This window comes from Roseobacter sp. GAI101 (assembly GCF_000156335.1).
Taxonomy (GTDB): domain Bacteria; phylum Pseudomonadota; class Alphaproteobacteria; order Rhodobacterales; family Rhodobacteraceae; genus Sulfitobacter.
Genome location: NZ_DS999213.1, coordinates 2,989,656 through 3,014,004, shown reverse-complemented (window position 1 = coordinate 3,014,004; position 24,349 = coordinate 2,989,656). Strand labels below are relative to the sequence as shown.

Below are 24,349 nucleotides of genomic sequence, written 5' to 3'. Positions count from 1 at the left end.
TTATCCCCAAAGCTTGGCCAAAGGTGGATGCACCCCGGCTGCGTCAAATGTCAAAGCATTCTCACGGTCTTCGGCCAGAAGAAGCGGGCCGTCAAGATCAACAACCTTTGCACCTTGCGCGACCAAGGTGGCAGGGGCCATGGCAAGGGACGATCCGACCATGCAGCCGACCATCACCTCATACCCCTGTGCAAGCGCCGCATCCCGCAGCGAAAGCGCTTCGGTCAGGCCACCGGTCTTGTCCAGCTTGATGTTCACGACGTCATACTTGCCCTTCAACTTGGGCAGACTGTTTCGGTCATGACAGCTTTCGTCTGCACAAACCGGCACAGGCCGGTCCATCCCGATCAGCGCGTCATCCTCGCCAGCGGGCAAAGGCTGCTCGACCAGCGCGACGCCAAGCCGTACCAGATGCTGGGCCAGATCGGCATAAACCTCTGCTGACCAACCCTCGTTCGCATCGATGATAATCTGTGCGTCAGGTGCCCCGGCCCGCACGGCCTCAAGCCGTGGCATGTCGTCAGGCGTGCCCAACTTGATCTTCAACAACGGCCTGTGTGCGTGCAACGCTGCCTGCGTCTGCATCTTCTCCGGCGTATCGAGGGAAAGCGTATAAGCCGTAATTTCAGGCCCCGGCGCGGCAAGGCCTGCCAATTCCCAAACCCGCTTCCCCGCCTGCTTGGCCTCAAGATCCCACAATGCGCAATCTACGGCATTGCGCGCCGCGCCAGCGGGCAGCAGATCATAAAGGTCCGTACGCGTAAACGCGCCTGGCAACCCCTCGATCTCGGCTGTCACACTCTCAAGCGTCTCGTCATAACGGGCGTAGGGCACACATTCGCCCCACCCCGTCACGCCGCCATCGGAAACTCGCACCGTCAACACTTGCGCTTCGGTCCGCGACCCGCGCGAAATGGTGAACACCTGCGCCAGTCGAAACACATCACGGCTTACTTCTATGCGCATACCCGCTCCTTCATTTTGCCAGATAAACTCTCCCCGAAGGGCCGGTCAGAGGGCTGCCAAAGCATCCGCCAGCTTGGCAGCGCCCTGCCGGAACGGATCAACCGCGGGCAGGCCAAGACGGGTTTCGACCTCGGCCAGATAGGTTTCCGCCTCGCTCTCGGACATGTGCTGCGTGTTGATCGAAATGCCCACGACCTTGCAGGCCGGGTTGGCGAACCTGGCCAGCGTCAGTGCCGTATCGCGGACATCCTCCAAACTGGGCAAAGCATAGTCGGGCAAACCGCGCATCGTCTTGCGCGTAGGTTCATGGCACAGGATCAAAGCATCCGGTTGACCACCGTGGATCAAGGCAAGCGTCACGCCGGAGTAGGACACGTGGAACAGGCTGCCCTGTCCTTCGATCACATCCCAGTGGTCATCATCGTTGTCAGGCGTGAGATACTCGATCGACCCTGCCATGAAATCGGCAACGACCGCATCCAACGGGACGCCTTCGCCGGTGATCAGAATGCCAGTCTGGCCCGTGGCACGAAAGCTGCTTTTCATGCCCTTTTCCTGCATCGCCGCATCCAGTGCCAACGCCGTATACATCTTGCCGACAGAGCAATCCGTGCCCACGGCCAGCACCCGCTTGCCGCTGCGCTTGACGCCATTGGCAATGGGATACTCTACCGACGGCACCCGCACGTCATGCAGGTTGCGCCCATGTTCCTGCGCGGCGGCCGCCAGGTCAGGTTCATTGCGCAACAGGTTGTGCAGGCCGGATGCCAGATCGAACCCCGCCTCCAGCGCTTCAAGCAGCACGGCCTTCCAGGCGGCACTGATAACACCGCCGCGATTGGCCACGCCGATGACCAGCGTCTTTGCACCAGTGTCCTTCGCTTGCGCCAGGGTCATATCGGCCAGACCGACATCGGCCTTGCAGCCGTCCATCCTGAATTGGCCGACGGCGTTATCTGGCCGCCAGTCCTTGATGCCCTGGGCAACTTTGACAGCCAGTTGATCCGGCGCGTCGCCGAGAAAAAGAAGATAAGGTGTTTCGATCATCGTGGCATACTCCATCCGTTTGGCTTTGGCCCATTTTCGCAGCCTTATCCCGCAAAGAGGTTTCAATTTGAAGGGATTAACAAGAATTGGTGCAAGGAAGCTGCGCAGTTTCTGGTTTCCGCAGGATAATTGTGCATCAACGATTGGCGCAGAATGCTGCAGCTGCGAAATCAAGCTTGCACGCCGCGGCGTAATTTAATACCTGAACAATCAACCAATTCGTAACTTTATTACTCAAGGAGCCACCCCCATGAGCTTTCGCATCCAGCCCACTGCGCCCGCCCGCCCGAACCGTTGTCAGCTGTTCGGCCCCGGTTCGCGCCCTGCGATCTTTGAAAAGATGGCAAAGTCCGACGCAGATGTGATCAACCTTGACCTCGAAGACAGCGTCGCCCCGTCCGACAAGGACAGCGCGCGACAGAATATTATTGCGGCGATCAGTGATTTGGATTGGGGCAACAAGCTTCTGTCCGTGCGCATCAACGGGCTCGACACCCCTTATTGGTACCGCGACGTGGTCGACCTGCTGGAACAGGCGGGCGAACGCCTGGACCAGATCATGATCCCCAAGGTCGGCTGTGCGTCGGATGTCTATGCCGTCGATGCGCTGGTCACGGCGATTGAAACGGCCAAGGGGCGCAACAAGAAGATTTCGTTCGAGGTGATTATCGAATCTGCCGCCGGCATCGCGCATGTCGAAGAAATCGCGGCCTCCAGCCCGCGCTTGCAGGCGATGAGCCTGGGGGCGGCAGATTTCGCGGCCTCCATGGGTATGCAGACAACCGGGATCGGGGGAACGCAGGAAAACTACTATATGCTGCAAGACGGTGCCAAGCACTGGTCCGATCCATGGCATTGGGCCCAAGCCGCAATCGTCGCGGCCTGCCGGACCCACGGCGTCTTGCCGGTCGATGGCCCCTTTGGCGACTTCTCGGATGACGAAGGTTTCCGGGCGCAGGCGCGGCGGTCGGCGACATTGGGCATGGTCGGAAAGTGGGCCATTCACCCCAAACAGGTCGTGATCGCGAACGAGGTGTTCACCCCCTCCGAAGCTGCCGTCGCAGAGGCCCGCGAGATTTTGGCCGCGATGGAAGAGGCAAAGGCAAAAGGCGAAGGAGCCACTGTCTACAAGGGACGTCTGGTGGATATCGCCAGCATCAAGCAGGCAGAGGTCGTTGTGCGCCAGTCCGAGATGATTGCTGCGCGCTAGGCGTTGGCCAGGCGGGGGGCCAGCCCCCCGTACCCCCCGGGATATTTTCGAGCCAGAGAAGGGGGCTTGGCGCGCGCCTTGAGTTCGGGCATCAGAGCAGGATGAATATTGATGTCCTTTCTGCGCTGGCCCTTTTCAGCCTGATCACCTCGCTGACACCGGGGCCGAATAACTTGATGCTGATGGCATCGGGGGCGAATTTCGGGTTCAGGCGCACGTTGCCGCATATGCTCGGGATTACCTTCGGTTTCATGTCCATGCTGCTTTTGGTCGGACTGGGGCTGATCAGGGTGTTTGACGCCTATCCGGTGATTTATACGGTCCTGAAGGTATTGAGCGTGCTTTACCTTTTGTTTCTTGCCTACAAGATCGCGACGGCTGCGCCTGTCGTCACCTCGAAATCAGCCGGCAATCCGATGAGCTTTCTTCAGGCAGCGGGATTTCAGTGGGTGAATCCCAAGGCCTGGGCCTTTGGCCTGAGCATCATCACAATCTATGTGCCGGTGTCGGGCTTTGCACCATTGATGCTGACCGCCGTGGTGGTCGCGGTCATGGCGCTTCCATCGGTCACGCTCTGGACGGTCATGGGCGGGCAGATGTCGAGGTTTCTGACCAGCACCGTCCGCCTGAGAGTGTTCAACGGCACCATGGCCCTGTTACTGATTGCATCCCTTTTGCCGATCCTTTGGCCCGACAGCTGAACAGGCTGCGTTGCAAAGCCGATAAATCACAGCCATATAGCGGTGACCCAAGCGCGGAGCATGTGATGACACAGTATCTGGATTTTGAAAAACCACTGGCAGAGATCGAAGGCAAGGCGGAAGAATTGCGCGCCCTCGCACGGTCTTCAGAAGGGATGGATGTCAGCGCCGAGGCGCAGGCCCTGGACAAAAAAGCCCATCAGATGCTGGATGATCTGTACAAATCCCTGACGCCCTGGCGCAAGTGTCAGGTCGCGCGCCATCCTGAGCGCCCGCATTGCAAAGATTATATTGACGCGCTGTTCACGGATTACACACCGCTGGCCGGCGACCGCAACTTTGCCGATGATCTGGCTGTGATGGGTGGATTGGCGCGGTTCAATGACATGCCCGTGGTCGTGATCGGCCATGAGAAGGGCAATGATACCAAGTCGCGGATCGAACGCAATTTCGGCATGGCCCGGCCCGAAGGGTATCGCAAGGCCGTGCGGTTGATGGATCTGGCGGGCAAGTTCGGGTTGCCGGTAATTACCCTGGTGGACACACCCGGTGCATATCCCGGCAAGGGTGCAGAAGAGCGCGGCCAATCCGAAGCGATTGCACGCGCAACAGAGAAATGTTTGCAGATCGGCGTGCCTTTGGTGTCTGTCATCATTGGCGAGGGCGGGTCTGGCGGGGCTGTGGCCTTTGCAACGGCCAACCGTGTGGCGATGCTTGAGCATTCGGTCTATTCGGTTATTTCGCCCGAAGGCTGCGCATCGATCCTGTGGAAAGACGCCGAAAAGATGCGCGAAGCGGCTGAAGCCTTGCGCCTGACCGCGCAGGACCTCAAACAGCTTGGCGTGAATGATCGCATCATAACCGAACCACGTGGCGGCGCGCACCGTGACCCCGCAACCGCGATCGCATCGGTCGGCAAGGCGATTGCCGCTATGCTTGATGATCTGGGCGGCAAGGACGGCAAGGCGCTGATCGCTGACCGGCGCAACAAGTTCATGGACTTGGGCGCGAAAGGTCTTGCGACGTAATTCGAGGGGCTGACCGATTGCTTCGAAGAAAACGGATCGGACTTTGTGAAAAGTCCGTCCTACGTCGCCAACATGCGCAATCCCTGAGTGACGTCTGATCGTACGGCGAGGCGCAGGCCCGGTTCATCCCCGGCCCGCAGCGCTGCGATGATAAGTTTGTGGAAATGCGGTGGCTCGGTCCGCCGCAACCGTCCGTAAAGCGCACACATCGTGGGGCCCATCTGCAGCCAGACCGTTTCGGCCATCGCCAGCATCGCCGGGGCCTGTGCGCGCAGATAGAGCGTGCGGTGAAACTCAAGGTTGGACCGGATGTAGCTTACCGCGTCGCGGTGGGCGACCGCTTCCGATACCGTATTATTGATGGTTTGCAGCCGTTCGATCAGGGCCATATGGGCCCGTGGCAAGGCGCGGCTCGCCAATTCGACTTCGATCAAGGCGCGCAGGGCAGCCAGTTCTTCAATCCGTTCATTGCTGAGTTCGGGTGTAGAGATGCGGCCGGAAGTGGACATGGTCAACGCCCCCTCGGCCGCAAGCCGCCGCACCGCTTCGCGCGCGGGCGTCATCGACACCTCGTATTCCTTGCCGATCCCTCGCAAAGTCAGCGCATGTCCGGGGGGCAGGTCACCATGCATGATCCGGCTGCGCAACTGTCGATAGACACGGTCATGCGCAAGCGGGTTGGCATCAAGAGGGCGAGGATTCAGGTTCATGTTTCCGTTGTGATCACAATGGCGCTTCGCGTCAATAACACATCAGATCGGCGGCGTGTCAGGGGCCAATATTGATCCCGGATCTATGGAATTCACATCGAGCGGCAAGGCCGGCAGCGGCGCGTGACCACGGCAAGCGACTGCACCGAAGATTGCCGATTCGCACGCAGCGATGAACACGGTCCGCACCTAACCACGGAGGCACCCTGCCTAGCGCCTTGCCCATTAACCACCGTCTTCAGTCCTGCACGACAATTGCCCACCCCAAGGTTCCCGACACAAACGAGTTTCCCGATATGGATCGCCTTTTAAGCAAACCGGTAGCGGTGCAGATCGCTGCCGTTTTGGCGCAGCCAGCCACGGGCGTCCTTGTAGGGGCCATAGATCCGCTCCACCTCGGCCCAGAAGGCGGGCGAATGGTTCATTTGCGCCAGATGCGCGACCTCGTGGGCCGCAACGTAATCCAGCACCTCTGGCGGGGTCAGGATCAGCCGCCATGAAAACATCAATCCGCCGTCTGACGTGCACGACCCCCACCGCGACCGCGTATCGCGCAGGGTCAGTCTGCTGTAGGGCCGCCCCAGAGCGGCTGCATAATCATCGCACGCCCCTGCCAGCCTGTCGCGGGCCAGTTCCTTCAAATGCGCCGCAAGAGTTGCCGGTACTCGGTCTTCGCTGCCCGGAACGGCGATTGTATCATTGCCCAGCTGTACACGCCGTCCCTGCCCTTGCACGACACGGACCATGCGCCCGCCCAAGGGAAATTCGGCACCGATACCGATGGCCACGTCTTCGCCGCGCGCGTCCAGATGTCCGCGAATCCAGTCCTCTTTCTCGCGAGCGAATGCGATCCCTTCGGATTCCTTCAGCCGCTTGGGCATGGTCAGCGTCACACGCCCGTCCAACTGCGAGATGCGCAAGGATATGCGTTTCGCCCGCGCAGACCGGCGCAAGATAAGCGGGATAGGCGGATTGCCGGGCAGGACGGGATCGGGCATTTCGGGGTTCCGGACAAACAGGGGGTGGCGATTGCCTTTGACAGTTCCTATCTCATATGGCACTTGGCCTGAATCATCTATACGCAACAACACTTTCAAAAAGGGGACTTCGATGCCCAATGAAGAATGGGGAACCAAGCGCCTGTGCCCCACAACGGGCAAGCGGTTCTACGACCTGAACAAAAGCCCGATCATCAGCCCTTACAGCGGCGAAGTGGTCGAGGTGGATAGCTCCAAATCCCGCATGATCGCCGCCGATGCCGAAGACGCAGTGACAGCAAAAGCCAAGAAGTCCGATGTCGATGACGACGAGAACCTGGTTGATGACGACGATGTCGATGTGGATCTGGACGACGACATTCTGGACGACGACGATGACGACGATGATACTGTTCCATTGGAAGAAATCGTCGATGTCGCAGCGAATGACGACGACTGATTGAATTTTACGAAGGCGGGAGTGGATTTTCCCCTTGATCCCGCCTTCGGTTGCGCCTATTCAGCGGCGCATCGGCCTTCCCAAGGTCGACACGTTACCCGGATCACTGATCCACGATGGGGCCTTAGCTCAGCTGGGAGAGCGCCTGCATGGCATGCAGGAGGTCAGCGGTTCGATCCCGCTAGGCTCCACCAAATTCGAATATAAGTTGCGGGAAACCTTAAACTTATGTCATTTCAGATAGTTACATCCCGCATGGTGGTCACAATTGTGGTAAACATGAAGGATGAATATCTTGTCCCCAAAAAACCAATATTTAGTTCGTCGAGGAAATATATGGCATTATTCCCGAAGGGTTCCCCAAAATGCTAGGAAATATATTGGCACGCAGTTCATCAAAAAATCGCTAGGGGTCAGTGATGTAAAGGAAGCACGGCGACTTCGGAACATTTACTCCATCCAAGTCGATGCTCGGTTTGCCGCATCTGAACACAAAATATCAACGGATGGAGATAGTTCAGCGCTACCACAGGCGTCCCTAAGAGATTTGATTAATTACTTGCGCCAGTATGTGGCTGAATCCGATGAGTTAGCTGCAAGGCACCTTGTTCAGAAGCCGCCTGAAGACGAAGAGCAACGCCGGGAAATGCTCAAAGAGAACGAAATAGCGCTGCAAGTTCTCAAAACCCACGAAGACCCCAACGGTCAACAATGGTTATATTCTGTTTCAAATGAGCTTCTCGAGCGTGCAGGAGCTCATCTCGAGGACAAGGCCTTGATTGCAGAGTTTGCCGAGCTCATTCGCCGCGGGCTAATTGAGATACAATCCCGAGCACTGGATCGTCTTGAACATAATTTTGCCAAGACTTTCCACGATGTGCTCTTTGACCCAGACCGACATCCTGAAATCACTTTCGGTAAACTGACAGACATCTTCTGGGAAGAGAAGCTGGAGGAGTACGACCAGAATTCCGTAAGCAGAAAATGGGTCGATAAAATTCAATCAAACTTAAGCTTATTACGCGAGGCGATCGGCGAAAATCTCCCCCTATCCAAGCTCAACGACGACGTCGTTCAAGGCATAAGACGGATACTGGGTAGGCTTCCTAAAAACAGGAACAAACTGTACAAAAAGCTTACAATTCCAGCAGCCGTTGAGGCAGCCCAAAAAGATGGCCATCCAACTCTCGATCCCACTACGCAAAGTCAATATTTGAACACATTGGTAAACGTATTGGACGTTGGTGTCCGCAAAGGTTTTTTACGTCACAACCCTGCTGCAGGAGTGAAGCCCATCAAAAGACAAACGCTCGCGGCTTCTGAGAAAAGGCTTCCGTGGAGGGAGGATCAGATAATCAAGTTCTTCACAGGCAAATTTTATCAGTCCTGCCGTCCAGATTCTCAAAATCCATACAAAAAGCTCGATAGAGACTGGCGATTTTGGATACCGCTCGTAATGCTTTTCACGGGAGCACGTCCAAATGAAATCAGCCAGTTGTTAGTAGGGGACGTGAAGAGAACCGAAAATGGTACTTGGTATATCGATGTTCTGGAAAGCGAAGATGATCACGAAAAATCCATAAAAACGTTGAGCAGCCGGAGGATGATCCCGCTTCACCCTGAGCTAGTAAAAATTGGCTTCCTGCAGTTTGTTGATAAAATAAAGTCAGTTAATCCAACCGGACGCCTTTTTCCCAATCTCACGCCCGATCAGAACGGCAACACTGCCCACTACGCAACGAGGCGGCTGCGTGAAAAATTCATCCCAGAAGAAATAATTCTCGATAATCGCCAAACACTTTACAGCCTTCGCCACAATGTCAGGGACGCTCTAAGGCGCATCAAGGCTCCACCAGAAACTCTTCGGGCGATAGCCGGGTGGTCACCTGGATCGACATCGGTGAGCGATGATTACGGAACCCCAGGGAATCCAGATTTTCACATCAATTCTGTCGAAAAAATTGCCTATTCTGGTCTTGACCTCAGCTTCTTGCATATAGACGGGCCAGTTCCATCAGGGTCGGAAAAATGAGCGTGCAAAACAAGAATATCGGCTGGCTATTAGGCTCGACGGCAGTAGGAAAAGCAATTCTGCGCGCAGACATGGTCATTGATGGCGAGATAACAGCCCACGACCCAGCCAAGCCTTGGATCGCGCCCCCAAATCCCACAGGAAAATTCTTTTCTGGAGGATTTGAAAAATACCTCAAAGACCTAGAATCTCCGACGAAAACAAAGGATAAACTCAACCCCACGAAGCAAGCGCTGTATCAGCTTGTAATCAATGAAATTGACGAGTTTCCCATAGAAGCTGAAGGGCGAACGTGGGCGGACCTCCCCGCTGAAAAAATTGCTGCTTCACTTGCAATCTCACCCGATCATGCCCGAAGACTTTACAGGGGCTCGCCCTTTAGGCATGTGATAAAAATGCGCAAAGGGAAAAAAACCACTTTGATCCGCATTGGGCTCGCTTCGGATCTCACACACGAAGACCAAGCACGAATGATGGCCAAATTTTGGAGAAACGCCACCGGACGCAACGTTGACAAGAAACAGTTTGGCCTCCTTGTTGGCATCGCAAAAGAGTGCCCTCCGGCCCTTGCTTTCGATATTTTCAGAACCATTGTCTCTAACTGGTCACCCTTCATGGCTTGCGTGAAAGTTGCGCAGTTCATTGGTCAACACGATGGCGATGCCTATGACCAAAACAAAGAAAATTTTTATACTAGGTTTTTGCGGTTTCCAAGTATCAGCCTATTCCGAAGGTTCACATATGTTGCGCTGGATTACTACAGCATGGCAGTTCAAGGTCAGCTTTCGGAGACAAAATGCCCAGATCTTTGTCACCGCATACTTAAAGAATTAAACAATATAAATAAACTATCATCATTATAGTCAGTAGACACAAAGAAAGCGACATGATGATAGTTCAACACTCGCTGCGCTCATGTTGAGCTACAACACGGGCGAAAGAGCTCACGGAAAGAACGAACACAGCGCCTTCTAATTTTACCGCTATGAATTTTCGGACAGCGCATCGGTTCTAGGTGAAATTACATTCCTGGTCGATACGGGCGCTTAGATAGCGAAAAATTGACTTCTTTCTGACCGCCGACCTAAAACTCAGCCATCAAGTCCAGTCCCAAAAAGCCCTCAAGGGCCCCGGAGCGGACCCTGAGGGCAGCAACTAGAACGACCAAGCACCCTACCCTAGAGAATGGCACTCTGACCCGCTCAGAGGGCGCTATTTTGCCGCACCGCTAAAATCGCAGCAATCTGTGTGCGCACTGAGAATTCAATTGTAGGAGCTCAGGTCACAATCAAAAGTAACTGCGGTTCGAACTGTTGAGTCAATTTCAAACAAGTAAAGAACAAAATAGCCAAGCGCAGATGCTTAAAATTTTGAATAACCCGGTGCAGGGTAAGCGCTCAACAAAGAACAGAACTCAAGCGATATCGAGCATGCCTCACGGACTGAAGACACTTTTTGAGACAATTTCAAAACCTCACTTTGACCCTGCTGCGCTTGGCGTTGCGGGATGAGCAAAAGTGGAAACAAACTAGACATTTTGCTGGAGACATTTTGACACCAAAGGCTGGCCCGTTGTCGATTTGTAGCGGTTTGCAGTTAACTTCACTCAAAATGTACTCCAAAAGGTTCGATTACCCTTCCCCTGTCGGTACCATAGGGTATTCTAAAAGAGGTTAGACGTTTCCGACCCCCTCCAGACCAAGGAGGGTCAGATGACAGACAAAACTGCATTCACCAGATTTCAAACGATAGCTGCGCAGGAGATCGCGCGTCTCAATTTGGGGGGAAGGATCACCCCATTCCCGGGCACACAGTGGGTCGCAAGCTCATTGTTGCAGAAAGCGATCCGCAGGAACCTTCCGCACGTTGCGGGTCAAGCCGGACGGTTTTTGCTGGAGGTCAAAAGGGAACACCTTCTGCGCCGTCTCAATGCCATTGCCTCAGAAGACATTGGCCTCGCGGACATCGAAACTGTGGCTATCACTGCCGCCTGCTTGAAAAGCGCAAAAGTCCGCCGCGATCTTGGTGGGGAGGTCATTGTGACCGACTATCTCATCCGGCGCATGTGCGCGGCACGAAAATCCCGTTCTGCGGATGATCTGCTGATGACGGTAGAACGTCTCCCCCGGCTTGCCCCGGATCGTATCAACTTTGCCCAGTACTCAGACGCGCGTCTTCGCCAGATTATTTTGGGTTGCCCGTCACTGGATCAGAGGGCCTTGGCACTGTGGTATCTGTTCGGGACCAAGCGCTGCGCCAGCGATCACTTGCTTTTCCGAAAGGGTAATCCAGACATGGCGTGGGACACATTGGCAGAGTTAGGCATTGCGCCAACAATGCTGCTGATTGCTCGTGAGAATTTTACCAAGACCGTGACCATGCTCGCCCCCTATATGTCCCTGCTGTCCCTCCAAAACGATGTCGTTTCAGACCGGGTCAAAGACGATCCAACCCCGGTTGAGATTGCAATCAATTGCAATCCTTCGTGGGGTTTTGACATGTACACGCGCCCCGGTCGTGCGGCACTGCACAGATTGCTTTTGCGGAATGCAGGCTTGGCGGCTTGGGCTGCTGATTTCCTGCCGAAACACGGGCGGGTTCAGATTTTGGGGGAGTTGCTGTTTCGCATCGAAGGCCAATGCCTTTCTCGCCGTGCCGATGGGGCATTCGGAACCGAGCTGCGCGAACGCTGGGAGCAAGAATGTGCGGGCGTCTCACCGGAGGCCGTAGAGCATGGCTTAGCGGTATTACGGAACGTCTTGCCCGACCTCAATGCGATCCGGGCTGATATTGCTGCGGAGGGCCTGATATGAACGATCTAACCCTAACCCGGCATAATCCTTTCTTATCCCGCCCTACAAAGGCGGCAGATGGCCCGACTTTGACGGGTGATGAAGCAGTCGAGCACTTCATCCGCGAAAGCCTTTCGGAGAACACACGTCAGGCCTATCGGGCTGATCTGGCCCACTTCACAGTTTGGGGCGGTACGCTCCCGGCTTCACCCGAAACAATTGCACGATACCTTGCCGAACACGCTGAAATACTTGCCCCTGCCACTCTTTCCCGCCGTGTTGCTACCCTAAGCAAGGCTCACGAGGCAAACGGCTGGCCGAACCCCTGCCGCAAGGAGTTGGTGCGCGCGACGCTGCGAGGGATCAAGCGGGTCAAAGGCACAGCGCAAGCTCAAGCACGGCCATTGCTGCGTGAAGACCTATTCTTGGTTCTGGACGCCTTAGATGATGACCCTCGCTCTCTCAGAGATCGCGCATTGCTGTTGGTCGGCTGGGCTGGGGGCTTTCGGTCCTCAGAACTGACCGGGCTGGACCTCTCAGACATTGAAGAGGTGCGCGAAGGCCTGATCCTGCACCTGCGCAAATCTAAGACTGATCAGACGGGCCAAGGCCGCAAGATCGGCATCCCCCTAGGGAGGACACGTCACTGCCCTGTGGCGGCTCTCTCTGGCTGGCGGCAAGCCCTCCCAGAGCCAGATGGCAGGGTGTTCCGTCCCGTAGACCGTCACGGCAATGTGCGAGGTCCCATGCTGAGACCTGATGCCGTTTCGACAATTCTTCGGGATCGGCTGGCTACGGCGGGGATCGAATCTGAGGGTTACAGCGGCCACAGTCTCCGCGCGGGTCTTGCCACAAGCGCCATCAAAGCTGGGGTTCCCACATACAAGGTCCGCGCACAGACAGGTCATGCGTCCGACGTGATGCTGGCCCGATATGTTCGGGATGCTGGATTGTTTGATGGGAATGCAGCTGGGGCTTTGTTGTGAGTTGGGCTAATTCTGTTGAAAAACTCTTCTTGATTTGAGGGTCTTCGGGTGATTCAATTTCCCCATAAAAGCGGGGGACTGGTCAATGATGGGACCGAAGCAGGAAGCACAGGCGGCGCTGTTTTATGAGTTTTCACTTGAGGATCATGTCCCGCAAGATCACCTATTGCGGTCGATTGATCGGTTTGTCGATTTGAGTGACATTAGGCAATATCTCGCAGAGTTTTACAGTCACACTGGCCGTCCATCGATTGACCCTGAGCTGTTAATCCGCATGCTACTGGTTGGTTATTGCTTTGGCATTCGGTCCGAGCGGCGGCTGTGCGAGGAGATTCATTTGAACTTGGCGTATCGCTGGTTCTGTCGCCTTGATCTGTCAGATCCGATACCAAGCCATTCGACTTTTTCAAAGAACAGACATGGGCGTTTTCGTGAGAGCGCTCTGCTGCGGCATCTGTTTGAGAAGACCGTTGCGCGCTGCATTGCAGACGGTTTGGTGAGTGGCCAGCGCCTCGCAGCGGACGCCAGTCTAATTGAGGCCGACGCCAACAAACAGAACTCCACACCAAAGGAGGACTGGGATCACAGGGCAATTGACCCGAGCGATGCGCCCCGCGCGGTCAAAGAGTATCTGGACGTCCTGGACGATGCGGCATTCGGTGCTGCATCTGAAGTTGAGCCAAAGTTCACGTCCCACTCCGACCCAAGCAGCCAGTGGACTGCAGCCCGAAAAGGCCCTGCGTTCTTTGCCTATTCCACCAATTATCTGATCGATACCGATCACAGTGTCATCGTGGACGTTGAAGCGACCAGATCGATCCGGCAGGCGGAAGTTCGATCTGTGCGCACCATGTTGGATAGGATCAAAGACCGGCATGATCTGGCACCCGAACGTCTCATCGCGGACAGCGCTTATGGATCAGGGCCCATGCTCGGCTGGCTTGTAGATCGCAAAATCAATCCCCATATTCCGGTCCTGGATAAAGCTGGTCGCACCGACGGCACCTGGTCTCGCGCAGATTTTGAATGGGACGCCGAGAACAACCAATACATCTGCCCAGAGGGTGAACCCCTGAAGCAGTTCCGCCGAAACTATTCTGACCCCAACCGTGGGCCCACCGGCAAAGGCGTCGCCAAGTATCAGGCTCTGAAGCATACCTGTCAGGCCTGCCAATCAAAGATGAAATGCTGCCCGAATGCTGATGCCCGCAAGATCACTCGCGAAGAACATGAAGATGCCCGCCAGGTTGCCCGCGACATTGCCAAGACCAAGCAATATGCGATCTCAATGAGGTTGCGAAAGAAGGTCGAGATGCTCTTCGCACACCTCAAACGCATTCTCGGCCTCGGAAGGCTCCGATTACGTGGACCATGCGGTGCAAATGACGAATTCCTACTCGCCGCAACCGCCCAAAACCTCCGCAAACTGGCCAAGATCTTTCCTGCACCGCAGCAAACGCGCAAAGCCTGATAAGAAAGGTGCTTGCTCCCAGTTTGGAGCACCACTTTCTGCACCGGCAACACGGTGTTTTTCCACAGAATCGGCGGATTGCGGCCATTCGCTGCAAGTGCAAGATCTAAAGAGCAGCGCGAAGAATGCGGGCGAAAAAATATACCTACAAAGAGCTTATTTTTTTTCAAGCACTCGCGTAAGGGTAGTGCCCGTATCCTCCAACCTAGTGGCAGAATTCATGTTCCCTATATCGCCAATGCCCAAAAACCTTGAAGAGAACCAAAACACTGGAGCGTTTGAAGACTTAAGAAAGCAATACAAAGGTACCTTTGCTGTTTTGGAAGATTCGGACCCGCTCGCTACTGCACTTTCCTTCGCCGCTCTTTTGCTGAATGAAAACCTCCAAAGTTCCACTTATCGGATCGAGACCTTGGTCAATTTAGCTTTGGCGCTTGGTCGCGACAAAAACAGGCTCAAACAGAAGGATTTCCGCAGACTTTATGGGGACATGGAAAATGGCATCGTCGCTAGACAAGAAGATCCAGCTGAAGATGTGTTCGTAAGTAACATCAGCACTATGCGTGGCAATTTCCTCGTACTTGAGGGGCTAAGTGAAGGAACTGGATACTTCCTGCAGGTATTCATGCAATTGGTCGACAGTCTTCCCAAAAACGAAAGCTACGATGTGATTAGGGATCCAGTCTACGCACTGTTGACCTTGTCAAATGAAGCCTGCAAACGCGCCGGTTTGTCCAGAAACCAGCTGGGGAACGAGAGACCACAGGCAAAGCTCACACCACAAGATGCTGAACGAATACCGGAGCTGAGAAAATGTCTTACGTTTAGCTCGGCAGATCTTGATGATCTGGGTATAAAGCTCGACGACCTTGGCGAGTTTGGATTTGGTCCATCAGCAAGAGCAAAACTCCTCAAACAGAACCTTCTTCACAACGACCTCGAACGTTGCCCCGTAGGCCATAAGGACGGCAATACTTTCCTGCTGCTTCCGACCGCAGTCAGCGGCAGCATTCGTCGCTTTGTTTTCGAGATGATTGTCAAAGCCTACGGGCTGGACACCTTCTTAAAGGCTTTAGCCTATGAGTACTCAAAGCGACTGAACTTGATACCTTTTCTCGGAGAATTTGGTCGAATTCAGCTAGAATTCACGCCCGCCGGTGACACTCTAATGGCAAGTGTGTTCCGCTGGGTGGACGACGGGAGAGCGCTTCACATTCTGTTTTTCATGGACAATCTGCGGGGCTTTGAAGAAACAGGGTTTGGCGGGTGGCACAAGGACCAGCCCAATACATCCGCCGCGATCCTCGATCACATTAAACTGGCTAAAGCGAAAGCTGAAGAAAGCGATGACTTTAAATCTGGCATAAGCATAATAGTAAACTGTGGCGTCGGGCGAGGCATCAATCTTGCTGCCAGCGTGTTCGAAGTTGAAGACTGGGACGTAGACTTTCTCTCTGTGCACGACTTTGAAGTTCTTTCTAACAAGCACAGCTTTTCACCGATTTCACTATGGCGGCTGAAGGATGCTGAACGGCAGGTTTCGGAAGCTGGAATTGAACTCTTCAATATCAATGGTCTGCTCAATCTGATTGCTTGGCGAGAGCAACTTGGCGGCCACTTGGTACCACACAATCAGGTTCCAGATACCTTCGGGGACGGAGGTGCCGGTTTGATCATGGTCGATCAGAACGCGCTGCGCACATTGCGACATCAATCGAAACAAGAAGCCGATGTTCATTCTGCCTGCAAGCTTGATGGCAGTTGGACTTTGGTCAGACGCACGTCCAGCTCGTTGAGCGAAGAAGATCGATCCATTTCTCTATATGCAGACATGCTAAGCAACGAGAGCCTTCCGGCGTTACTGTTCGAGGATCGCGGCATCGAATGGTGGACCCAGGTAAGTGGTGTTGAGGGTAGTCCGAGAGATGCGATCTTTGAACGTTGGAGGATGCTGTCTACATGGTTGCCTCGAATTGCCCAAGCATTTGGTGCACTTGAACGACAGCACAAACCGCCAAATCGATTGCAAATCAATGCAACCTTTGATGGTGCAATGGCTGGCCTGGCAGAGCAGCCTAAGCCGTTCTCAGAAAATGAGCTGAGGGAAACTCTTTCAGTAAGTGTTCAAACCGAGAAAGCGGTGGTAACCGTGAAAGCCAATCGCAGATTTGAAGATGCCTTCTTCAATGAAGATAATGTTGCCGAAAGAGCGTGGGTGAGGGCAGCTTGCCTCGGAGTTTCTCAACTCGCAGCTGAGCCGTTGGCCCCAGAGCAATTTGAGGATCTGCTAAACTTAATTGTTCCGAACAACCGTGTGCGTCAAACGCACGCCTTCCCTGCAGCGAGTTTTCGCGATTTTGTTCATCACAAACTCCCTCGAAAACCAGTATTCATAAACGATGCCGACACGAGCACTCTCAAGCTTTTCCTTGGTTGGAAGGTCCGTGACCGCAAACTGGGCGCAACCATACAAGGAAAAGCAGAGTGTACGGCCTATCTGCGCCAATTGGTTGAACTTCTCGAGAATAAGCTGATCGATTTCTTAAGAAAATTTGAGAAGAAGTCTGTTTTGCAAAGGCTTATCACTAACCATGAAGCTGCAATGTGCGACCAAGAGACTTGGAAAAGAACCGCCGCTGCTGTCAGTGCATTGCACGAGGAGAAAGGACGCGCATTGGAGGAAATACTCAAGCACCAGTCGAAGCTTAACGCAGTTTTTCAGTCATCGCGTGTTCTAGTCGAAGTTGCTAACTGCGTTTGCAGCCTCGACGATGGCGATGCGTTTGGCGAATTTGATCTCGCACAGTCCATGGCGATGATGATTGAGATTATTGAATTTGGGGGATGGTCTGACGCAATCCACTACGGCGCGATGGAACCAACACTTGTGGTGGCGGCGCTCGGCGATGTTCTAGCTAACCATGACTTTTTCGAGGAGGTTGTCGTCCCGTTCGGTCAAGCTGGTATGAAATCCAGAGTTGAGCGAAGCATTCAAGGTTATGGGGATCACTTTTTGGCACCTAAGGAAAAGACTGGCGAGCTGGATAAGGGGTTTTTGGCCGAAAAAGAACAGTTTTCAAAGGCATGGGAATGCGAGCTTGGCTTCCCTATTGAAGCACATGGAGCTTTTGTAGCTGCTTGTGAAGAGGTGGGGCTGGCCGAGGAGAAAGCGTGCTTTGTGGTTCGAAAGTCGGAGCTTACCCGGAGGGTTCTGGACCTAAAACCGGAACTGGAGCAGCATTTGGATCAAATTTTTCATGAACTCTCTCTGCTCCCAAGATCAGACTGGAGGATCGCTCCTGAAGGATTTACTGATCTTGATCGCCAACCTTGGAAGTTCCGTCGTTTGCTAAGTGTCCTTCGGCGTCCATTGATCCAACTTAACGACGTAGAGGATCCTGAAATCTATCTTTGGCCAGGGATGGTCGGCGATGGTGGTGAGTATACTTTCGTTCGGTACTGGGAAGCCGAATTCCGCGAAATTCAAATTCGCACGAAGGAAATGCTGCGTTGGAATGGTTCGGTGAAGGATAAAAGTAGCTTCAACGATCAAGTGGCTGGAAGGCTCCGTGAATTGGGTTGGACAGCAAAGTCAGATGTTGGCGTTACACAGATTTTGGGTCGATCTGAGGATGAGAAGTTCGGCAACATCAAGCGACTAGGTGACGTGGATGTTCTTGCATGGGACGAACAAAGTCGCCGCGTGATTGCTATTGAGTGCAAGGATCTTATGTACCGAAAGACGCCTGGAGAAATCGCCGAACAGTTGTCAAGTTTTCGAGGTGAATTGGATGCAAAGGGCAAACCGGACCTCTTGCTTAAGCATCTCAACCGAGCATCCGCCCTGCGCGGAAATCTTGATGAACTAAGAAAATTCACAGGGATATCCGATCCTACTTTGGAGGATTGCCTCCTTTTTAGCGGTCAGGTCCCCATGGGGTACGCAAAAGAGGGTATCCGCAGCAAGGCAAATATGTTGCTTTTCGATCAAATAGGCACCCTAGCTTTGAACACATAAAATGCATAGTGAGTAAAGCTATGACCGAAAAAACTATTCTGGACAACTTCGGAACCGTTGACCGGCCCCAACGTCTTTATTGTGGCCTTTGCGAAAGACTGATGCACCTCGACTTCGTGCACTTGCAAGAGCGCACAAGGGCCAATTTCGAGGCCGCTGTCAACTCATCCAAACATTTTGCATACTCATCCTCCGCTGTCCCACAGCAGCCGCGTCCTCGCTGCCCTCATTCGCATTTTGAAAATCCTACGCAAATGACCAAGGTCCGGTTTGACGGGGCGTGCCGCAGCATCCAACACGACACTTGGACGGTCGGCTCAGGTCAGTCAGAACAAATAACCACTGATATGAGGTCAACATGCAACTGATGATGGGCGGCATTAACGGAAACTATCTCACCAACATCACGCTGAATGCGGCGACTGAGACGCAAGAGGTTTTGGCAGCGGTCGCATACGTTACGGAAATGGACCTTCTGTTCGACTGGTGTTGGAACAACGGTATCCCGCTTAAGTTTTACGGTCGCCTCGACGAAGGCGTTCCAGTCAAACCTTCCATCCTATCGACGTTCCTGGATCGGAAATCTGCAAGGTTCCAATGCCGTCTCGTTCAGCATCACCATGCAAAGGTAATCTGGTGGCGCGAATACGGCCTGTATATCGGCTCTGCGAACCTCACCGCGAGTGCCTGGTACAAGAACGTCGAAGCAGGGTGCTTCTTTCCGGAAGCAGAAATCACCGACGAGATGGCGGACGATATACTTGAACTCTTCAACGTGCTCAATCGGAACTCGACGCCGCTGACGGAGGAGTTGCTCGCCGTCATGCTGAAGCGTGCAAAGCAGATAGCCAGCTCGAAGCCGCCTTCTGAGGAGTTCTGGAATAGCCCCAGTTTCAACAAATGGTCGGGGCTCGTTCAAACCGGGAAGAAAAAGGCCACGGACCGCCGACGCGCCGCATTTCTGGAGGAGTGGCATTCAACGCTTCAACAGCTTCGTGACATCGGAAATCTTGTGAGCAAGCCTGAGAACAGACCTTCATGGGTCGACGCGGATGCGCCAGCAGGTGCTCAAGGCGACCAATTCCTACATGCACATTATTACCAACGCACTTTTGATGGACGCAGAGCACTCTATACAGAGCATTTCGAACGGAACAGGAAGAACCCTGATACTGCGGTCGCCGAAGCCATCAGCTGGTGGCGTAGCCTCTCAAAAGCACCTTGGGAAGAAGACGTAATGTTGAATTCTACCGCCCCTATGCTTCGGGAGGCGCTCACTGCCGAGGCCATCGACGAAATGGACTATAGCGATTTCCGTGAGGTCTGCATGGGCATACATTCCATCAAGGATTACGCCCGACGAGTGGCCAACAAAGCTGTCGGTCTTCGAGAAGACGGGACAAAGTACACGATACCAGAAAAGGTCGACGCGCTCTCGAAACGGATTTGGGGCGACAAGTCCGCAGGCGGCAACGACGTTAAGCAGCTCCTGAACTTCATCCTGTATGGCGGTTCAGAGGCGCAATTGCCGGAGCGCCTCTGGACCGCTGTTCATGACCCGAAATGGAAAATCGAAGGCCTAGGAATCAGCGCTTTGGGCGAACTCGTCGGTTGGGCACTACCGGATCGTTTCCCACCCCGGAACGGACGAACATCGAAATCTCTTATGTCTTTGGGCTATGACGCCACAGTCCACGTTAGATGACTTAAGCTACAACAGATCTTCGACGCGGCTCTATCGATTTTGCATGACTGCTTCGGCGAAGCTGCAATGCAGCGTGATGCTGCTGGATCAATGTTCGGTTAGGACCGTTTCCAACAACGACGGCGTGGACAACCCCTCGCCTCATGAATCCTGACCATGACATGGTTCTGCTTCGGAAACGGAAGCGCAATACGCACGGAAATTGGTGGGAAAAAAACGATGGCAAACTGTTCAACATTGCGATGAGCTGGTAGTAATTGATACGTTAGGTGGAATAAATGTAGATGCTGGAAAGGCTGGATACGAATTGAAAGTCACATGGCTATCCAAGATCGCGGTGTTCATAACACTGGCGTCACCGAGCTGGGCGGCTCAAGACCCCGTGGTAGTTTCCTGTAAGTTTCAAAACCTTCCACTGATGCAGTTTATATTTCGAGGAAACTCTTCCGAAGAAATTAGCACTGTTCAGATTGGCGACCGAGTCCCGTTGCCCCTAACGATTGGGTCCATGTTCATATCCGCTACTGATGATCGAACAGGCACTATGTATCAGTACGTGTTGCGCGAACCAGCGAACGTTGATGTCTGGCAGCAGGGTGCCAGCAACCAACTGAACTTTTACGGCGAATGTATATCCAGCTTGAGATGAAGCGATAAGAACATCGGGATGCAGACCGGACTTACTGCCACATTGGAAATGTGTTTTTGGGGCTAACGACAACCAAGCTCCTTTCGGAAAGCGTTCACCCGTTCAAGGTTTTTACTTGAGCTCTGCCCACACTGCTTTTCGCATGGCACACCATCGTTATCACCATCAGCGCGAGCGTACCCACATATACACCATTGATAAACGGCTTCCTTGCAGCTGCTTACCTGCCCGCAAGTTTTCCCGCAGGAGTAGGCTTGGGCCAATTTGACCTCACCCACGGCACTTTCTGGAACCTCATCCGGATAAGCAAAATTTGGCCTCAAGGTGAGGAGTGCGAAACCGACAAGAATATGTATTATATACATGAAACGGACTCTCTTACTCAATCCGCATCCTCTCTGCATTGAACATTAAAGTCATTTCCTTCCAGGCGTCAAACTTCTCAGCCGGTAGTTGGAAGCCCCTAGCACCACATCTTATAATACTGCGACGGGCAGCTTCGAAAGCTTGGGTTACGGCAGCTTCTGAGCCGCCAAAACTGCTAGCAAGTTGTATGGAACCAGCGATAGGCGTACCGTCCGGTTTCATAGCCATCTCGACCGTCACCGTGGTGCGGAGTGCCTCGGACGAAAGGGATCCTACGTTCCAGCAAGCAGACACCGCTAATAGGAACGCTTGCTTTTCTTCAGGAGACAACGAAGCCTCGCTAGGCAGATATGGCGCAGTCGGTGCTGCCAACCGGTGATCCAACTCATCAGGTACGCCATTTGTTTCTAAGTTTCGCCCTTTTGCAGGTTCTGAGAGCCCAGGACTGATGGGCTTTGGCTTTGGCGTTTCAGCAGATTGGATAGGCTCAGAGGACGAAGCTTCTCTATCAAAAGCTCCTTGGGCTTCTAATAGCAGAAGCAAGCCAGCTACGGCATCGAGAGACGATTTCGAAACCTTCCGGGGAGATTCAGACCCGCTGCCCCAAGGCAGAATGGCAGCTTTCATTGCGCTATCGCTACAAAATGCTTCAACGTGAAGCTTTTCTCCGTTTATCAGCATTCTGAACTGAGCGACTGGCCCTCGGCTGTCCTCAAAAATTTTGACGGAAGAGAAGGAAAGTATGTTTGCCATCACCGTTCCAGCGTTAATCGATACTTGTAGGAAACCAAGGCACGCACTGTTCGAAGAGAACTCTCTACCTTCTACAGTCGACTTCATGAAATCATCGAATTTCTCAGGAGCACCCTCGATTAGCTCCCCACCCTTCTCCATTGCGCTGCTACCCAGACCCAAAAGCAGGCTTCTCCCCAGATCCTGAGCTCCAACAGGGAAAGAGACCACGACCGCAAACGCTAGCGGCATCAATATTTTCAAACTTTTTCCCCCACAAAGATCGACATGACAGGCATTACTCTATCTCGAATAAAATGATATTTGCATAAACCTGCTGACGGAGCAAAGCCCACATTTTTTGTCAAACTTTGCATCGCTCTCCTGCTAGCAAGTTTTCACTGACTAACGGGAGAGGCCGCAAGCATCGCGCATCACAATTATCGCAACAGTTTGACTGGCGCACTCAGGCCTGCTCAGAGGGACTGAGGAGGACAATCCATCCGACAAATACTTGCTTTAAGCTCCTCGGATGTACTTTTTGAATTCGTCCTTGAAGTGGTATACAAAACTGGTTAACTTTAATGTGACCATGCTGGCTTAACACACTGGAAAATATAAGTTTTGGGATTTTTGGCGGATCACCCGCTAGGCTCCACCAAATACTCAATTTACCAATAACAATTAGATGATCCATCCGGTTGACTGAGTGGCGCGGGCCCTTGTGTCTGAAACATCAGCTTGGTCCGGATTTCCAACGGGCTTTTCGAATGATCAGCGGAATCGCATTGCTCGCCGATAGCTTCGCAGGTCATCGCTGTTCACGCTTTTGCGATCAATACTAGACGACTGGTCTATTAGTTCCTATCTGCCCCTCATGACAGAGCAAAAGAAATCAGATCAGACACGACAGAAAATACTGACGGCGGGCCGTGCGCTTATCAGCAAGCATGGCTTTGGCGCTGTCGGGCTGGCGCGAATCCTCAAGGAAAGCGGTGTGCCCAAGGGGTCGTTCTATTATTACTTCCCCTCAAAGGAAGCATTCGGGCACGCCCTGCTGACCGACTATGTGTCCGACTACCTCGCCCGAATCGACGCGCTTTGTGCCGGTCCGGGGTCTGCCCGGGACAAGCTGACCGCATTCTGGACCGCCTGGTTGGCCCAGGCAGGATCGGAAGGCATTGCCAGCCAATGCCTTGTCGTCAAGCTGGGTGCCGAAGTGGCCGACCTGTCAGAAGACATGCGGTGCGTGCTGGACGATGGCGTCGCCAAGCTGGTCGACAAAATCGCCGCCCTGCTGGTGCAGGGGGCGAAAGACGGGTCGCTGATACCGGTCGATGATCCGCAGGCAACGGCGCAGATGCTTTATGCGAAATGGCTGGGGGCCGCGATTCTCTCCAAACTGTCGCGCGATGAAACGCCGCTGCGGCGGGCTTTGTCCGAAACGAATTCAACCCTTTCAACATCCTGAATAGAAAAGAGAGATACTCCGATGAAAGCAGCACTACACGACACATTCGGCGAACCGATTGACGTTCTGAAAACCACTGAAACCGACAAGCCGACACCGGCTGCGGGCGAGGTGTTGGTCAAGATGACCCTGTCGCCAATCCACAACCACGACCTTTGGACGATCCGTGGGACCTATGGCTACAAGCCTGAATTGCCAGGTGTCATCGGCGGGTCCGAAGCGCTTGGCACGATCGAAGCAGTCGGCGAAGGTGTCGACGCGGCCATGATTGGCAAACGGGTGACAATCGCCGGCGTTCACGGGACTTGGGCCGAGTATTTCGTAGCCCCTGCCGATGGCGTGTTGCCCCTGCCCGATGCGATCTCCGATACGGCTGGTGCGCAGCTGATCGCGATGCCGTTCAGCGCCATTTCCCTTCTGGAAACGCTGAAAGCCAAAAAAGGCGACTGGATCATCCAGACCGCCGCAAACGGTGCCGTTGGCAAAATCATGGTAACGTTGGCCAAGGCGCGTGGCATCAACTTGCTGAGCCTTGTGCGCCGCCAGGAGGCCGCAAAGGAACTGACGGACATGGGCATTGAAAACGTGCTGTCCACATCCGACGCCGACTGGCAGAAGAAAGCGCGCGACATCGTCGGTGCCGGCGGTGCCGTATCGGCGATTGATTCCGTTGGCGGGGATGTGTCCGCCGATCTGGTCGATCTGTTGGGCACTGATGGCGAGCTGGTGGTTTTCGGTACCGCGACAGGCGCGCCCATGCCGCTGTCGTCGGGCGCGTTGATCATGAAGCACATCACTGTCAAAGGATTTTGGGGCGCGCGCGTCAGCAAGGATATGGACCCGGAAGAGCGCAAACGCCTGATCACCGAACTGGTCACCCTGACGGCAAAGGGTGAACTGGTACTGGAAGACGGCGGGGCCTTTGCACTGGATGACGTTGCCCAGGCGATGACCGCCGCGCTGACGCCGGGACGTGCGGGCAAGGTCATGATCCGCGGCTAAGCTTTGAGCCAGCACATGCCAAACCC

At 54.0% G+C, this 24,349-nt stretch carries 18 protein-coding genes and 1 tRNA gene; 14 read left to right on the top strand and 5 right to left on the bottom strand.

The window, feature by feature from the left end; all coding sequences use genetic code 11:
• Both dgcA and dgcN read right to left on the bottom strand, forming a co-directional pair.
• Positions 1–966: an N-acetyl-D-Glu racemase DgcA gene (gene dgcA, locus RGAI101_RS14055; protein WP_008225288.1), complete on the bottom strand. Its 966-nt coding sequence runs from the start codon at positions 964–966 to the stop codon at positions 1–3.
• Between the two features lie 45 nt (positions 967–1,011).
• A complete protein-coding gene (gene dgcN / locus RGAI101_RS14050) occupies positions 1,012–2,013 on the bottom strand; it encodes an N-acetyltransferase DgcN (protein WP_037229623.1) in 1,002 nt (333 codons plus the stop codon).
• A 250-nt stretch (positions 2,014–2,263) separates the two neighbouring features.
• Between dgcN and RGAI101_RS14045 the strand changes: the two genes are divergently transcribed.
• The 3 genes from RGAI101_RS14045 (at position 2,264) to RGAI101_RS14035 (ending at position 4,952) form a co-directional block, all read left to right on the top strand.
• Entirely contained in the window at positions 2,264–3,223 is a 960-nt protein-coding gene (locus tag RGAI101_RS14045; protein ID WP_008227028.1) for an L-malyl-CoA/beta-methylmalyl-CoA lyase, read from the top strand.
• 101 nt (positions 3,224–3,324) lie between these two features.
• Complete coding sequence (locus RGAI101_RS14040; protein WP_008228969.1) at positions 3,325–3,924, top strand: LysE family translocator; 600 nt, start codon at positions 3,325–3,327, stop codon at positions 3,922–3,924.
• A 65-nt stretch (positions 3,925–3,989) separates the two neighbouring features.
• Positions 3,990–4,952: an acetyl-CoA carboxylase carboxyltransferase subunit alpha gene (locus tag RGAI101_RS14035; RefSeq protein WP_008228448.1), complete on the top strand. Its 963-nt coding sequence runs from the start codon at positions 3,990–3,992 to the stop codon at positions 4,950–4,952.
• A 59-nt stretch (positions 4,953–5,011) separates the two neighbouring features.
• Here RGAI101_RS14035 and RGAI101_RS14030 read toward each other — a convergent pair whose 3' ends face one another.
• Positions 5,012–5,662: a GntR family transcriptional regulator gene (locus tag RGAI101_RS14030; protein WP_008227002.1), complete on the bottom strand. Its 651-nt coding sequence runs from the start codon at positions 5,660–5,662 to the stop codon at positions 5,012–5,014.
• Between the two features lie 308 nt (positions 5,663–5,970).
• Positions 5,971–6,660, bottom strand: a complete 690-nt coding sequence (locus tag RGAI101_RS14025) for a M48 family metallopeptidase (RefSeq protein WP_008229126.1) — start codon at positions 6,658–6,660, stop codon at positions 5,971–5,973.
• Positions 6,661–6,772: 112 nt separating this feature from the next.
• Here RGAI101_RS14025 and RGAI101_RS14020 point away from each other — a divergent pair, with 112 nt between their 5' ends.
• From RGAI101_RS14020 to RGAI101_RS13980, 9 genes are all read left to right on the top strand, one after another.
• Positions 6,773–7,099: a TIGR02300 family protein gene (locus RGAI101_RS14020; protein ID WP_008229401.1), complete on the top strand. Its 327-nt coding sequence runs from the start codon at positions 6,773–6,775 to the stop codon at positions 7,097–7,099.
• 118 nt (positions 7,100–7,217) lie between these two features.
• A tRNA-Ala gene (locus tag RGAI101_RS14015) sits at positions 7,218–7,293 on the top strand.
• A gap of 92 nt (positions 7,294–7,385) precedes the next feature.
• Positions 7,386–9,131 (top strand): site-specific integrase, encoded by a 1,746-nt coding sequence (locus RGAI101_RS14010; protein ID WP_008228792.1) that lies wholly within the window; start codon positions 7,386–7,388, stop codon positions 9,129–9,131.
• Positions 9,128–9,994, top strand: coding sequence for a hypothetical protein (locus tag RGAI101_RS14005; protein WP_037228339.1), 867 nt, complete (start codon positions 9,128–9,130; stop codon positions 9,992–9,994). The genes RGAI101_RS14010 and RGAI101_RS14005 overlap by 4 nt, the downstream gene beginning before the upstream one ends.
• Before the next feature lie 849 nt (positions 9,995–10,843).
• Complete coding sequence (locus RGAI101_RS14000) at positions 10,844–11,944, top strand: hypothetical protein (protein WP_008228005.1); 1,101 nt, start codon at positions 10,844–10,846, stop codon at positions 11,942–11,944.
• The gene (locus RGAI101_RS13995) at positions 11,941–12,909 is read left to right on the top strand and encodes a site-specific integrase (RefSeq protein ID WP_083792053.1); all 969 of its coding nucleotides are present in this window, start codon (positions 11,941–11,943) and stop codon (positions 12,907–12,909) included. Before RGAI101_RS14000 ends, RGAI101_RS13995 begins: the two co-directional genes overlap by 4 nt.
• Before the next feature lie 85 nt (positions 12,910–12,994).
• Positions 12,995–14,380, top strand: a complete 1,386-nt coding sequence (locus RGAI101_RS13990; RefSeq protein WP_008225512.1) for an IS1182 family transposase — start codon at positions 12,995–12,997, stop codon at positions 14,378–14,380.
• On the top strand, positions 14,292–18,398 hold the full coding sequence (locus RGAI101_RS13985; protein WP_157044686.1) for a hypothetical protein: 4,107 nt from the start codon (positions 14,292–14,294) through the stop codon (positions 18,396–18,398). The genes RGAI101_RS13990 and RGAI101_RS13985 overlap by 89 nt, the downstream gene beginning before the upstream one ends.
• Positions 18,399–18,756: 358 nt before the next feature.
• Positions 18,757–20,103 (top strand): phospholipase D family protein, encoded by a 1,347-nt coding sequence (locus tag RGAI101_RS13980; RefSeq protein ID WP_008226891.1) that lies wholly within the window; start codon positions 18,757–18,759, stop codon positions 20,101–20,103.
• 1,027 nt (positions 20,104–21,130) lie between these two features.
• Here RGAI101_RS13980 and RGAI101_RS21295 read toward each other — a convergent pair.
• Positions 21,131–22,114: a hypothetical protein gene (locus tag RGAI101_RS21295; RefSeq protein ID WP_157044685.1), complete on the bottom strand. Its 984-nt coding sequence runs from the start codon at positions 22,112–22,114 to the stop codon at positions 21,131–21,133.
• 613 nt (positions 22,115–22,727) lie between these two features.
• Between RGAI101_RS21295 and RGAI101_RS13965 the strand changes: the two genes are divergently transcribed.
• Positions 22,728–23,321 (top strand): TetR/AcrR family transcriptional regulator, encoded by a 594-nt coding sequence (locus RGAI101_RS13965; RefSeq protein WP_008226364.1) that lies wholly within the window; start codon positions 22,728–22,730, stop codon positions 23,319–23,321.
• Positions 23,322–23,342: 21 nt separating this feature from the next.
• Entirely contained in the window at positions 23,343–24,323 is a 981-nt protein-coding gene (locus RGAI101_RS13960) for a zinc-binding dehydrogenase (RefSeq protein WP_008226497.1), read from the top strand.
• Positions 24,324–24,349 lie beyond the last annotated feature (26 nt).